Source organism: Citrobacter sp. Cpo045, from assembly GCF_030332875.1.
Lineage (GTDB): Bacteria > Pseudomonadota > Gammaproteobacteria > Enterobacterales > Enterobacteriaceae > Citrobacter > Citrobacter portucalensis.
The window spans coordinates 112,514-126,808 of record NZ_JAOWGZ010000104.1 but is presented as its reverse complement, the minus strand read 5'-3'; the positions used below and the strand labels follow the sequence as shown (position 1 = coordinate 126,808).

General features: G+C 53.4%; 12 protein-coding genes. 9 read left to right on the top strand and 3 right to left on the bottom strand.

Annotated features, from left to right (window positions below; genetic code table 11):
* The first annotated feature begins 1 nt into the window (after position 1).
* The 3 genes from OGY13_RS21010 to OGY13_RS21000 are packed head-to-tail and all read left to right on the top strand — an operon-like array spanning position 2 to position 3,924.
* Positions 2-1,552: a hypothetical protein gene (locus OGY13_RS21010; protein ID WP_003825560.1), complete on the top strand. Its 1,551-nt coding sequence runs from the start codon at positions 2-4 to the stop codon at positions 1,550-1,552.
* A 26-nt stretch (positions 1,553-1,578) separates the two neighbouring features.
* Positions 1,579-2,529, top strand: a complete 951-nt coding sequence (locus tag OGY13_RS21005) for a carbamate kinase family protein (RefSeq protein ID WP_008785727.1) — start codon at positions 1,579-1,581, stop codon at positions 2,527-2,529.
* 12 nt (positions 2,530-2,541) lie between these two features.
* Positions 2,542-3,924, top strand: coding sequence for an amidohydrolase family protein (locus OGY13_RS21000; RefSeq protein WP_213752659.1), 1,383 nt, complete (start codon positions 2,542-2,544; stop codon positions 3,922-3,924).
* 45 nt (positions 3,925-3,969) lie between these two features.
* Here OGY13_RS21000 and OGY13_RS20995 read toward each other — a convergent pair whose 3' ends face one another.
* A complete protein-coding gene (locus OGY13_RS20995; protein WP_213752660.1) occupies positions 3,970-4,860 on the bottom strand; it encodes a nickel/cobalt efflux protein RcnA in 891 nt (296 codons plus the stop codon).
* A gap of 120 nt (positions 4,861-4,980) precedes the next feature.
* Here OGY13_RS20995 and rcnR point away from each other — a divergent pair, with 120 nt between their 5' ends.
* Complete coding sequence (gene rcnR, locus OGY13_RS20990; RefSeq protein ID WP_003825567.1) at positions 4,981-5,253, top strand: Ni(II)/Co(II)-binding transcriptional repressor RcnR; 273 nt, start codon at positions 4,981-4,983, stop codon at positions 5,251-5,253.
* 784 nt (positions 5,254-6,037) lie between these two features.
* Here rcnR and OGY13_RS20985 read toward each other — a convergent pair.
* A complete protein-coding gene (locus tag OGY13_RS20985) occupies positions 6,038-7,267 on the bottom strand; it encodes an amino acid permease (protein WP_008785724.1) in 1,230 nt (409 codons plus the stop codon).
* A gap of 142 nt (positions 7,268-7,409) precedes the next feature.
* On the bottom strand, positions 7,410-7,865 hold the full coding sequence (locus OGY13_RS20980; protein ID WP_008785723.1) for a multidrug/biocide efflux PACE transporter: 456 nt from the start codon (positions 7,863-7,865) through the stop codon (positions 7,410-7,412).
* Positions 7,866-7,966: 101 nt separating this feature from the next.
* On the opposite strand from OGY13_RS20980, the gene OGY13_RS20975 reads away from it, so the two are divergent.
* The 5 genes from OGY13_RS20975 to araE all read left to right on the top strand — a co-directional run bounded on the left by OGY13_RS20975 (position 7,967) and on the right by araE (position 14,189).
* Positions 7,967-8,851, top strand: coding sequence for a LysR family transcriptional regulator (locus tag OGY13_RS20975; protein WP_008785722.1), 885 nt, complete (start codon positions 7,967-7,969; stop codon positions 8,849-8,851).
* A gap of 102 nt (positions 8,852-8,953) precedes the next feature.
* Positions 8,954-10,132 (top strand): acetyl-CoA C-acetyltransferase, encoded by a 1,179-nt coding sequence (locus tag OGY13_RS20970; RefSeq protein WP_213752661.1) that lies wholly within the window; start codon positions 8,954-8,956, stop codon positions 10,130-10,132.
* A 668-nt stretch (positions 10,133-10,800) separates the two neighbouring features.
* Complete coding sequence (gene kduI / locus OGY13_RS20965) at positions 10,801-11,637, top strand: 5-dehydro-4-deoxy-D-glucuronate isomerase (protein ID WP_048215619.1); 837 nt, start codon at positions 10,801-10,803, stop codon at positions 11,635-11,637.
* 57 nt (positions 11,638-11,694) lie between these two features.
* Positions 11,695-12,456, top strand: a complete 762-nt coding sequence (kduD, locus tag OGY13_RS20960; protein WP_003033923.1) for a 2-dehydro-3-deoxy-D-gluconate 5-dehydrogenase KduD — start codon at positions 11,695-11,697, stop codon at positions 12,454-12,456.
* 314 nt (positions 12,457-12,770) lie between these two features.
* Positions 12,771-14,189, top strand: coding sequence for an arabinose-proton symporter AraE (gene araE, locus OGY13_RS20955; protein ID WP_003033926.1), 1,419 nt, complete (start codon positions 12,771-12,773; stop codon positions 14,187-14,189).
* The last annotated feature ends 106 nt before the right edge of the window (positions 14,190-14,295 follow it).

The window sequence follows — 14,295 nt, the reverse complement described above, 5'->3', positions numbered from 1 at the left end:
CATGAACAGCATAAAACTAGAATGGAAACGTGGTGACTGGGCGGCTTACTTTGGGCTGATGACCAACAACCTGACTAACCTGCTGACAATGATGGGGCTGCTCATTTTTGTCGTCGGGATCCCTACCGAAATTGTCTATGGTCGCATTGCGCCTGCCTTTGGTCTGGCGGTGCTGGTGGCCAGCGTCTGCTACGCCTGGTTTGGCCTGCAGATGGCAAAGCACACCGGGCGTAACGACGTAACGGCGCTGCCGTCCGGACCGAGTGCACCGTCAATCTTCACCGTGACCTTCCTGGTGCTGATGCCGGTTTATCAGCAAACCAAAGATGCCAACTTCGCTATCCAGATAGCCCTGGTGTGGTGCTTTGTCGAAGCGTTGATCCTGGTCGGCGGCTCCTTCCTGGGCGAGACCATCCGCAAGATGATCCCGCGTACGGTACTGCTTTCTTGTCTGTCCGGCCTGGGGCTGTTGCTGCTGGCGATGAACCCGATGCTGCAGGCATTCGAAGCGCCGACCGTCTCTTTCATCGTCCTGTTGCTGATCTTCATTAACTGGTTCGGTAAGAAGCCGATTTTTGCCCGTATTCCTACCGGTTTGCTGCTGCTGATTGCCGGTACGGCCCTGGCGTGGATCTCCGGTTTACAAAGCCCGGAAGCCATTAAAGCTTCGATGTCTTCCTTTGGCTTCAACCCGCCGGAAATTCATGTCGACAGCTTCTTGCAAGGTTTACCGCACGCACTGCCGTATCTGGCTTCTGCAGTTCCTTTGGGCCTGGCGAACTATATTTTTGACCTTGAGAACATTGAAAGTGCGCACGCGGCGGGCGATGAGTACAACACCCGTAAGGTCATGATGGCGAACGGCTTTGCCTCCATGCTCGGCTGCATGCTGGGTAACCCGTTCCCGGTGACCGTATATGTTGGGCATGCGGGCTGGAAAGCGATGGGCGCCAGCATCGGCTATACCCTCGCTTCAGGCATCACCATGTTCCTGGTGCCGCTGTTTGGGCTGGGCGCGTTTATGCTCGCCATTATTCCGATGACCGCGATAGTGCCGATTCTGGTGTTTATCGGCGTGGTGACCGCCAACCAGGTGGTGCGAGAAACGCCCAAAGTCGAGGTTCCCGTTATCTTCATCTGTCTGTTCCCGTGGATCGCCAACTGGGCATTGACCATCGTCAACAGCGTGATGGGTGCCGCCGGAACATCCGCGGGGAAACTGGGTAGTGACTTGCTGCACAGCAAAGGTGTCTATTACGACGGACTGGTGCATCTGGGAAGCGGCGCACCGCTGGCCAGCATGCTGTGGGGCTGCGTCGCTATCTTCGCCATTATGAACAAGCCGTTACGCGGCGCGATTGCCGCAGCCTTTGGCGCGCTGTTATCGCTGTTTGGCGTGATTCACTCCCCGGCGGTTGGCTTTGCGGAAGGCAGCTCGATGATGTTTGTTGTGGCCTACCTGATGATGAGCGGCATGTTTGTCCTCAAGCATGTTCTTGATAGCCGTGAAGCGGTGACTGCGCCTGAGCAGGAACCAACGAAAACGACCTGAATTGCCTGCAAGCGGAAGATAACACTATGAAAGAACTTGTGGTCGTTGCCATTGGCGGCAACAGCATTATCAAAGATAACGCCAGCCAGTCGATTGAACACCAGGCTGAAGCGGTGAAAGCGGTAGCGGATACGGTGCTGGAGATGCTGGCATCGGACTACAACATTGTGCTGACGCACGGTAACGGGCCACAGGTAGGGCTGGATCTGCGGCGTGCGGAAATCGCGCACGAGCGTGAAGGGCTGCCGCTTACCCCGCTGGCAAACTGCGTTGCCGATACGCAGGGCGGTATCGGTTACCTGATCCAACAGGCGCTGAATAACCGTCTGGCGCGGCGCGGTGAGCAGAGGGCAGTTACGGTGGTCACGCAGGTGGAGGTCGACAAAAACGATCCAGGCTTCGCTAATCCGACCAAGCCCATTGGAGCGTTCTTTAGCGAAGTGCAGCGTGATGAACTGCAGCGGGTCAATCCGGGCTGGCGCTTTGTTGAGGATTCGGGGCGCGGCTACCGTCGGGTAGTCGCCTCTCCACAACCGAAGCGCATTGTCGAGGCGGAGGCGATCAAAACGCTGACCCAGCAAGGCTTTGTGGTTATTGGCGCGGGCGGCGGCGGGATCCCGGTGGTGCGTAGCGATCAAGGGGATTACCAGAGCGTGGACGCGGTGATTGATAAAGATCTCTCCACGGCGCTACTGGCGCAGGAGATCCGCGCCGACATTTTGGTGATCACCACCGGCGTCGAGCAGGTCTGTATTCATTTTGGCAAACCCAACCAGCAGGCGCTGGATACGGTGGATGTTGCAACGATGACCCGTTACATGCAGGAGGGTCATTTCCCGCCTGGCAGCATGTTACCCAAGATCGTTGCCAGCCTGGCGTTTCTGGAGCGTGGCGGTAAACGAGTAATCATCACCACGCCGGAATGCCTGCCTGCCGCACTGCGCGGCGAAACGGGCACCCATATTGTCCATTCCTGAGAGGAGACGTGAATGAAGGAAAGTAACAGCCGCCGTGAATTTTTAAGCCAGAGCGGAAAAATGGTGACCGCTGCCGCGTTGTTTGGCGCGGTCGCTCCGGTCGCGTATGCTGCTAATCCTGTCGGGAACACCTGCGGGTCGAAGAGCACAATGACGATTAACGATAAACACTATTACCTGGATAACGTCCTGCTGGAAGCGGGCTTTGATTACGAAAACTCGGTGGTGGTGCACACCCGTACCGCGCTGCAAACCGTTGAAATCAAAGACGGAAAAATCGTTGCGCTGCGCGAGAATAAGCAGCATCCGGATGCGACGCTGCCTCACTATGATGCGGGTGGAAAGCTGATGCTGCCCGCCATGCGCGACATGCACATCCATCTGGATAAAACCTTTTACGGCGGTCCCTGGCGTTCGCTGAACCGTCCGGCTGGCACCACTATTCAGGATATGATCCGCCTGGAACAAAAGCTGCTGCCTGAACTCCAGCCTTATACGCAGGAGCGTGCGGAAAAGCTGATCGATCTACTGCAGTCAAAAGGCACCTCGATCGCGCGCAGCCACTGTAATATCGAACCGGTTTCCGGGCTGAAAAATCTCGAAAACCTGCAGGCGGTACTGGCGCGTCGCCAACCGGGTTTTGCCTGTGAAATCGTGGCGTTTCCGCAGCATGGCCTGCTGTTATCAAAATCTGAACCGCTGATGCGCGAAGCGATGCAGGCGGGAGCGCATTATGTCGGCGGTCTGGACCCCACCAGCGTCGATGGAGCGATGGAAAAATCCCTCGACACCATGTTCCAGATTGCGCTGGATTACGATAAAGGCGTGGATATCCATTTGCATGAAACCAGCCCGGCGGGCGTGGCGGCAGTGAATTACATGGTGGAGACGGTGGAGAAAACGCCGCAGTTAAAGGGCAAACTGACCATCAGCCACGCGTTTGCGCTGGCAACGTTGAACGAACAGCAGGTTGACGCGCTGGCGACCCGTATGGCGGCGCAGCAGATTACCATTGCCTCGACGGTGCCGATCGGTACCTTGCACATGCCGCTCAAGCAGCTGCGCGATAAAGGCGTGGAAGTGATTACCGGAACCGACAGCGTAATTGATCACTGGTCGCCGTACGGGCTGGGAGACATGCTGGAGAAGGCGAATCTCTACGCCCAGCTCTATATTCGCCCCAATGAGCTTAACCTGTCGCGTGCGCTGTTTCTTGCCACCGGCGATGTGCTGCCGCTAAACGATAAAGGTGAGCGCGTCTGGCCAAAAGCGCAGGATGAAGCCAGCTTTGTACTGGTGGATGCCTCCTGTTCGGCGGAAGCGGTCGCGCGAATTTCCCCACGCACCGCGACCTTCCATAAAGGGCAACTGGTGTGGGGGAGTGTCGCAAGCTAGCCTGGTTTTACGCGCAGCGGCAAGCGCTGCTGCGCTCTCTTGGTGTTAACCGACGATCCCCATATAGCCGTGAATCCCCATATATAAACCGACCATCGCAATGAGCACACTGGAAAAATAGGGGGCTTTGCGTGCCAGCGTGTTAAATCCGCTCCAGCGTTTGGCCGCCTGCTGCACGCTGATTGCCGCTCCCACGCCCACCGTTACCAGCGTCAGCGCCAGCCCGAGGCTGAAGCACAGCACCATGGTCGCACCCAGCGTGAAGGCTTTGAGCTGGATGCAAATCAGCAGCACCGTAATGGCGGCTGGGCACGGGATAAGCCCGCCGGTCAGACCGAACAGTAATATTTGGCCGTTGGTGACCTCTTTGCCCGCAAAGCGGCGCTGAATATCGGTGGCATGCGCCCGTTCGTGGGCATCCTGATACTCTTTCGAGCCTTCGGTGAGTCCTGCCAGTGCGGCATGGTCGTGATTATGCTCGTGTTCGTGATGATGATGGTGATGATCGTCATCGTGGTCATGATGATGGTCGTCATGATCATGGTGGTGGTGATGCTCGTGATTGTGGTCGTGATGCGTCTGGGCCAGCCAGTTCTGCTCTCCCTGCCAGGTTCGCCAGAACATCCAGAATGCGGTCCCGAGAATAATAATCGCCGAGACAAACTGCAGCCAGGGCTCAACGGCCTGGGCAGTAAACGCTTTGCTGATATACATCCCGCCGAGCGCAATCAGCCATACCACGGCGGTATGCGACAGCGTTGCTGCCAGCCCCAGCATCACCGCCTGTTTGATGGTCCCCTTAATGGCAATAATAAAGGCCGCCATCATCGTCTTGGAATGCCCCGGTTCCAGACCGTGCAACACACCCAATAGAATCGCGCTGGGAATGAAAAACCAGGCGTTACCTTGCTGAAGAAGCGTAGAAAACTCACCCATGAGAATGATTCTTAGTTGTTTAATTTCGCCTGATTCTACTCCCCCCCAGTATCAAATACTACCCCCCAGTAGAATGTCGATGGTATTGTCCCTACAGCCAGACGTTAAAAAGGTAAAGTTATGTCACATACGATCCGCGACAAACAAAAGCTGAAAGCCCGAACCAGCAAGATTCAGGGGCAGGTAGCGGCGTTGAAAACCATGCTGGATGAACCGCATGAATGCGCGGCAGTATTGCAGCAAATAGCGGCGATCCGCGGGGCAGTAAACGGATTAATGCGTGAAGTGATTAAAGGTCATCTGACCGAGCACATTGTGCATCAGGGCGATGAAATTAAGCGCGAAGAGGATTTGGATGTGGTCCTGAAAGTGCTGGATTCGTACATCAAATAAGTCAGTTTAACGGCTCATCCACGTTCAATACTGTCCAGTTAAGCATGCAGGGTGAACATGTTCTTCTTGCTCAGGGTTCCGTTCACCTCAGCAGTGTCATTTATCTGAAGCACAGATACCCGTGAACGTGTAAAGGGCGTTCTTCGCCACGCCCTTTACAATCCCGGCTCCCGGCGGGAAAATTGCCGCTCCGCGGTCCCCTCCGCTTATTCCTCCAGGCTACCGGGTCGGGCGCGAGGAAGCATCCCTGCAAAGCGCGCCCTGAGCCAGCATCCATGCTGGCTCTCCCGGGCTTACGGAAACACGTCGGCAATTTTCAGCCGGACCAGCCCACACCTCACCATCTGCGTTTTTGGTCTGAACAGCAAAACAGATTTAACTGGAAATCAGAGCGTTGAAGCGATGACTCGGGTCCGGCTGAAAATCGATGAGGAGTTGACGTCTGACCGGGGCTGTCCGCAGGGATGCGGACAGAGGGGACGGGCTGCATGGACGCAGGCTCGGCCCCGACCCGACAGGCAGACGGCATAAGACGAATGAATCGCGTAGCGACGATTTTCCCGCCGGGAGCCTGGGTTGCAAGGGAGGCGGCGGTGAGCCTCCCTTGCACGTTCACAGGAATCGGTGCTTCAGAGAAACGATGAACATGAGGTGAACGGAACCCTTCTCTGAGATAGCATGTTCATTACTTCCGCCAACACAGGTTGATACTTTCTGAAATTGAGTCGTTAACTGAACGACATCGCACCCACTTCCAGGAGAATGAGCCGCTAAACAACACGTTCTAGCCAAAAAACATCACAGATACGCACAGCAGACCGACAATCAGGGTGATCAGGTTACCCACTGAACGGTACGGCTTCAGCGCCGGGATCAGATAGGTAGACAATGTCGGCATGATAAACAGAATCATGGCAATCAGCGGGCCGCTTATCGCGTAAATCATTGAAATGGCATTAGGATTAATGCAGCAGATGATAAACGTGATAGCCGAGACCAGCATGATGGACAGAGCGCGGTTAAAGGCCCGGCTTTTCTTCACACCCACCTGATGCAACGACGTTTTTACTACCTCCGTTGCCCCTTCAATCACGCCAAAGTAGGTGCCGAGGAATGATTTTGACATCGCGACAACAGCAACGATGATCCCGGAAATCGACAGCCATGCCGGTGCGTTTGGCATCATCGACAGCGCGGAAAGAATCGTCACGCCTTCATTTTTCGCGTCTTCGATATAGTTTGTCGGAATCGAAAGCAAGCAGCTGAAGACGAAAAACAGTACGCTCAGGCAGATGATGACGTAGGCTACCTTCATGATTTTTTTGCATTTACCCATGGCCTGCTCGCCGTATTTCTCTCGTCTGTCGATGGCGAACGTAGAGATAATTGGCGTATGGCTAAAAGCGAAAACCATCACGGGAATAGATATCCAAACCTGATGAAGCGTGTGCTGATCGAAAGACATCTGGCCGGTGAGTAGCGTTGGCTGCCAGCTTCCGGTCAGGTAGAGCGAAAGGAACAAAAAGTACGCGATGAGCGGGAACACCAAAAAGCCCATGACCCGAATAGTGGCTTGTCGGCCCATCAGAAAAATCAGGTTCAGCACCAGCACCACGCCAAGGCTGACCAACATGCGGATCCGCAGATCGATAGTGATATGTTTTGCCAGCTGTTCAGTGAGTGAATTGGTTATCGCTACGGCGTAGATCAGCACCACCACAAAGAAGGCAATAAAATAGAGGGTGGTGATCAGGCTGCCAATCTTCTTGCCGTAGTAGTGGGTAACCGCGCCAGTGATCCCTTCACCAGCCGACGTTTTTGAGGACAGGATAAACTGACACAGCGCCTTGTGCGGCCAGTAGGTTAAAGGCCAGGCGACGAGTGCGGTGATAAACAATACCACCGCGCCTGCAGAACCCAGCTGTATGGGTAGGAATAGGGTTCCTGCGCCGACGGCAGTCCCATATAGTGCGAAGCTCCAGAGAGTCTCTTCTTTTGACCAAAATTTCGACATTATTTGAACGTATCAACTATAAAATAAACAAAAAGAAGCGCAATTTACCACAAATGGCAGGGGCTGGGGGAGGTGTGAACAAGCGGGCGAGTGAATGGGACAATAGCCGGAACCGAGAAGATTCCGACTATTATTTTAATTATCAGGCAGTAACGCGCTGCTGGCGGCGCTTCATAACGCGCTCGCGTAACGTGTCATAAGCCCAGTTATAGAACATGGTGTACGGCAGGAAGAACAGGAAGAAACCTATTTCCAGCGTGAATGCCTGAACCAGGCTGACGTTCAGCACATACGCCACGATGCTCACCCCGATCACAATAAAACCGCTCTCGAAGCCTAAGGCGTGAAATGCTCGCACTTTCGCCGTACGTTTTACCAGGTGTGACGGCCACAAACGGTCAAACAGGGCGTTATAAATGATATTCCAGATCATCGCTGTGGTGGCGAGAAGAATGGTCAGTCCGCCCATTTCCAGCACCGAGCGCTGCATCAACCATGCGGTGGTCGGTGCGAGGATCGCGGTGGCAATGCCTTCAAAGCAGACGGCATGAAAAATACGCTCCACTAACGAGCGGCGTTGGACAGTATCGTGTTGCATAACCTAAAACCTTCTTTAATGCCCGGATAACGGAATGGTGGCAATTTTATCGTTTTATGTGATATCTAAAAGATAGTATCCATCGATAAAGTAGATAGCTCATGCGTTATTCTCCTGAAGCATTAACGGCATTTGTGGAGACCGTTTCCTGCGGTTCATTTTCTGCGGCGGCCCGGCGGCTACGTAAAAGCCAATCCACTATCAGTACGGCCATTGCGCATCTGGAAGCCGATCTTGGTTTTGCGCTGTTTGACCGCTCATCCCGCCAGCCAACGCTGACCGAGGAAGGTAAGCGGGTGTTGGGCTATGTGCAGGCTATTCTGACGGCCAGCGAACGTCTCGATGAGGCGGCGATCTCGCTGTCGGGTGAAACTGAGGCGCGTCTGACCTTTGTGCTGTCTGACACGCTGCATCCGGATGTGCTGGAAGAGTTGATGGTGCAGTTTGATCGCAAGTTTCCCCATACCGAGTTTGAATGCCTGATTGGTGAAGATGAAGACGTGATCGATCTGCTGCAAAAAGGACGTGCTCAGGTGGGGTTGATCGAGGCGCGGGAAGATTACCCGACCGACATGGGCGTTACGCGTCTGCCGATGCAAACCTGGATGGGATTATACGTTGCAGCGTCGCATCCGCTCGCGGCTCAAGAAAAACTGCAGTGGGAGCAGCTACACACCTGGCGTGAGCTGCGTTTGAATACCTATCTGGAAAGCGGCACCAACGTGGCGCGCGGCCCCGTCTGGTCTGCTCCTAACTATCTGTTATTGCTAAGTATGGCTGTTCAGGGATTCGGCTGGTGCGCGCTCCCTTGTGCGCTGGTGGAGGAGTTTGCGGCAGAAAAACCACTGGTGCAATTAAAGATGCCTGGCTGGCCAAAGGCTATCTCTATCGATCTGTTGTGGAATAAGAAATCACCGCCTGGTGTGGCAGGAAGTTGGCTGCGTGACCATTTACAGCAGAGTGGCGTTCAGATGACCAATAAGTGATACGAATTTCCTTTGTGATAAAAATCACCGTTTTTAAACAACCTTGATAACTATTTTTAACAATCATCTACTATTGCGGTGTTATTTTGCGCTGAGGTAGTGATGAAAGAGGTTGTGATCGTCGGGGCATTAAGGACACCGATTGGCTGCTTCCAGGGGACGCTGGCGCGCCACTCTGCCGTTGAGTTAGGCAGCATGGTGGTCAAGGCGTTACTGGAACGCACGGGCGTGGACGTTCACGCTGTGGATGAAGTGATCCTCGGACAGGTGCTTACCGCAGGTGCCGGGCAGAACCCTGCGCGTCAGTCTGCCATCAATGGTGGACTACCCAATACCGTTTCCGCCATCACCATTAACGATGTCTGTGGCTCGGGTCTGAAAGCGCTGCATCTGGCGACCCAGGCTATCCAGTGTGGCGAAGCCGACATTGTGATTGCGGGCGGGCAAGAGAATATGAGCCGTGCACCGCATGTCCTTACCGATAGCCGCACTGGCGCACAGCTGGGGAACAGCCAACTGGTCGACAGCCTGGTACATGACGGTCTGTGGGATGCCTTCAACGATTATCACATGGGCGTTACCGCGGAAAACCTGGCGCGAGAATACGGAATCAGCCGCGAATTGCAGGATGCCTACGCGCTGCACTCGCAGCACAAAGCGCGGATGGCAATTGATGCCGGACGCTTTAAAGATGAAATCGTGCCGGTGGTAACACAGCGTAATGGGCAATCGTTCGTGGTGGACACCGACGAACAACCGCGTACCGATGCCAGCGCCGAAGGGCTGGCGCGTCTGGATCCTACCTTTGACAGACTCGGTTCGGTAACGGCGGGTAACGCGTCATCCATCAACGACGGTGCCGCTGCGGTGATGATGATGAGCGAGGCCAAGGCGCAGGAACTTTACTTACCTGTGTTGGCCCGTATTCGCGCCTTTGCCAGCGTCGGAGTCGACCCTGCGCTCATGGGGATTGCGCCAGTGTATGCAACACGCCGCTGCCTTGAGCGCGTGGGCTGGCAACTGGCTGATGTTGATCTTATCGAAGCTAATGAAGCCTTCGCCGCGCAGGCATTATCCGTTGGGAAAATGCTGGAGTGGGATGAACGGCGGGTGAATGTGAACGGCGGGGCCATTGCGCTCGGCCATCCGATTGGCGCTTCTGGCTGTCGTATTCTGGTTTCGCTGGTACATGAAATGGTGAAACGTCGGGCGCACAAGGGCCTGGCAACACTGTGTATTGGTGGTGGTCAGGGGGTGGCGCTCGCTATCGAACGAGACTAATCCCCGTCATACTTCAAGCTGCATGTGCGTTGGCTTTACTCGCTCACCCCAGTCACGTACTTATGTACGCTCCGGGGAATTCGCTGCGTCGCCGCGTGATTCGGCCTTACGGCCTCACCCCTTCGGGGCCAGCGCAAGCGCTGTTCAAAACGGCCGGGAAGTTTTGTCCTGCAACTCGAATTATTTAGGGTATATATTTTTCTTCTCGAACAGTTTTCTGCCGTGTTATCTCTTCCTCTATAAAAAAGCCCTCCAGCAGGAGGGCAAGGCCAGTTACAGAAACATACACTCTAAACCCTGCCAACATATCAAAACGTTGTTTCATTTCATGTGATTGATAGCGCACTTTGTTAGAAAAGGTGTGTGAATGACGTATGAGCCTGGCTGTATTTTCAATATCTTATCCCTGCCACTAATGATCTACTTTTTTGTGTTTTTATCTATCTAATTGTTTTAAATGATTTTATTTAAACAAATTTTGCGATTTATATGCGCTAGCGTGATCGCACTTACACTTTTGATAATAAGATGCGGAAAAAGTGAAACATCGTTTTAGTTATAATTGAAAACACATTCAGGGAGGGATATCATGAGCGCATAAGATAAAACGGAACAGCGTTTTGCTATTCGTTTAAGCATTCACGGTCAATTTATCACTGGAGGTAAATGTGGACGTAAGACAAAGCATCCATAGTGCGCATGCGAAAACCCTGGACACTCAGGGGCTGCGTAATGAGTTTTTGGTCGAAGAAGTGTTTGTCGCAGATGAATACACCATGGTCTACAGCCACATCGACCGCATCATTGTTGGCGGCATTATGCCAGTGGCCAAAACCGTCTCTGTGGGTGGCGAAGTCGGCAAACAGCTGGGCGTAACCTATTTCCTCGAACGTCGTGAGCTGGGTGTGATCAATATCGGCGGCCCGGGCACGATTACCGTTGACGGCCAGTGCTATGAAATTGGTCATCGCGACGCGCTGTACGTCGGAAAAGGGGCAAAAGAAGTGGTATTCGCCAGTATTGATACGGCGAAACCGGCGAAGTTTTACTACAACTGCGCGCCGGCACACACGACTTACCCAACTAAGAAAGTCACGCCTGCAGACGTTGCGCCAGTGACGCTGGGTGATGACCTCACCAGTAACCGTCGTACCATCAACAAATACTTTGTGCCGGATGTTCTGGAAACCTGCCAGTTGAGCATGGGTCTGACTGAGCTGGCTCCGGGTAACCTGTGGAACACCATGCCGTGTCATACCCATGAACGTCGTATGGAAGTCTATTTCTATTTCAATATGGAAGAAGACACCTGCGTCTTCCACATGATGGGTCAGCCTCAGGAAACGCGTCATATTGTGATGCACAACGAGCAGGCGGTGATTTCTCCAAGCTGGTCTATTCACTCCGGTGTCGGCACAAAAGCTTATACGTTCATTTGGGGCATGGTCGGCGAAAACCAGGTCTTTGATGATATGGACCATGTTGCAGTAAAAGATCTGCGCTAGTTGCGGGCGACAGCCGTGCCTGCTGCGGCGGGCATTATAAAAAATTAAGGATTTACAATGATTTTGAATGCATTCTCTCTTGAAGGTAAAGTCGCCGTTGTGACCGGTTGTGACACAGGTTTGGGTCAGGGTATGGCGCTGGGCCTGGCTGAAGCGGGCTGCGATATCGTCGGTATCAATATTGTTGAACCGACAGAAACCATCGAACGCGTGACCGCACTGGGCCGCCGTTTTTTAAGCCTGACCGCCGATCTGCGTCAAATCGATGGTATTCCGGCGCTGCTGGAGCGCGCAGTGGCAGAATTCGGCCATATTGATATTCTGGTCAACAACGCGGGTCTTATCCGTCGTGACGATGCGATCGACTTCAGCGAAAAAGACTGGGATGACGTGATGAACCTGAACATTAAGAGCGTGTTCTTTATGTCTCAGGCTGCGGCGAAGCATTTTATCGCTCAGGGTAACGGCGGCAAAATTATCAATATCGCCTCTATGCTTTCCTTCCAGGGCGGGATCCGCGTGCCGTCTTACACCGCATCTAAAAGCGGCGTAATGGGTGTTACCCGTCTGATGGCGAACGAGTGGGCAAAACATAACATCAACGTCAACGCGATTGCACCAGGTTACATGGCGACGAATAACACCCAACAGCTGCGTGCTGATGAGCAGCGTAGCGCAGAGATCCTCGATCGTATCCCGGCGGGTCGTTGGGGTTTACCGAGCGACCTGATGGGGCCTGTCGTGTTCCTGGCGTCCAGCGCATCTGACTATATCAACGGCTATACCGTTGCAGTAGATGGCGGCTGGCTGGCACGTTAATTCACTTTCCAGAACCGTTAAACCCTGCCCTCTGGCAGGGTTTTTTATATTCGGATTAATAAAATCCATATTGTGGTTATAAATTATTCCATATTAAATTTCATACGTATAAATTTATTGTTTTTAATATCCTTTAATATCAACAAATTAAATTTAATTGAGTGATTGTCGGTAAATTTTAAAATTGGAATATCCATCACATAACCATGTGGTGTAGCTATTTAATCCATGTTTTTGCCGTTTCCCGCCTGACGCTTCCTGCAAGGGATCCCTTACTTTCAATGGCATGGTTACTCTGTATCTGGCAGGAAAAAATGGTCTCAATAAATAATGATGCTGCTTTAGCGCCGCGCCCAGTGCGCGATACGCGACGTATGAATATGTTTGTTTCTATCTCTGCGGCTGTCGCAGGGTTGTTATTCGGCCTGGATATTGGCGTGATTGCTGGCGCGTTGCCTTTTATCACCGATCACTTTGTGTTGACCAGCCGCCTGCAGGAGTGGGTGGTAAGCAGCATGATGCTGGGTGCGGCAATTGGTGCGCTGTTTAACGGTTGGTTGTCATTCCGCCTGGGGCGCAAATACAGCCTGATGGCGGGCGCGATCCTTTTCGTCGTCGGATCTCTGGGCTCGGCGTTTGCCTCCAGCGTAGAAATGCTCATTTTTGCCCGCGTGGTGCTGGGCGTAGCGGTGGGGATCGCGTCTTACACCGCACCGCTCTATCTCTCTGAAATGGCCAGCGAAAATGTGCGTGGCAAGATGATCAGTATGTATCAGCTGATGGTGACGCTGGGCATCGTTCTGGCCTTTTTGTCCGATACCGCGTTCAGCTACAGCGGTAACTGGCGCGCTATGCTTGGCGTGCTGGCGCTTCCGGCTGTATTGCTGATTATTCTGGTTGTTTTCTTGCCCAACAGCCCGCGCTGGCTGGCGGAGAAAGGTCGCCACATCGAAGCTGAAGAAGTACTGCGCATGTTGCGCGATACGTCAGAAAAAGCCCGCGATGAGCTGAACGAAATCCGTGAAAGCCTGAAGCTGAAGCAGGGTGGTTGGGCGCTGTTTAAAATTAACCGTAACGTGCGTCGTGCGGTTTTCCTCGGAATGTTACTGCAGGCGATGCAGCAGTTCACCGGGATGAACATCATCATGTACTACGCGCCGCGTATTTTTAAAATGGCGGGTTTTACCACCACAGAGCAGCAGATGATTGCCACGCTGGTAGTTGGCTTAACGTTTATGTTCGCCACCTTTATTGCCGTCTTCACGGTCGACAAAGCAGGACGTAAACCGGCGCTGAAAATTGGTTTCAGCGTAATGGCCATCGGGACGCTGGTGCTTGGTTATTGTCTGATGCAGTTTGATAACGGCACGGCTTCCAGTGGGCTATCCTGGCTGTCAGTTGGTATGACGATGATGTGTATTGCAGGCTATGCAATGAGCGCCGCGCCGGTGGTGTGGATCCTGTGTTCGGAAATTCAGCCACTGAAATGCCGAGATTTTGGTATTACCTGCTCCACCACCACCAACTGGGTGTCGAACATGATCATTGGCGCAACGTTCCTGACGCTGCTCGACAGCATTGGCGCCGCCGGTACGTTCTGGCTCTATACTGCGCTGAACGTCGTATTTATTGGCATCACGTTCTGGCTGATTCCAGAAACCAAAAACGTCACGCTGGAGCATATCGAACGTAAGCTGATGGCAGGCGAGAAGTTAAGAGATATTGGGGTGTAAGTCAGACAAGCATGCCGGATAGTGGTTCAGCCTTATCCGGCCTGCGAGTGGAATCTCTTATAGGCCGGGAAAGCGTCAACGCGACCCGGTTTTTTTATTTAGCGCC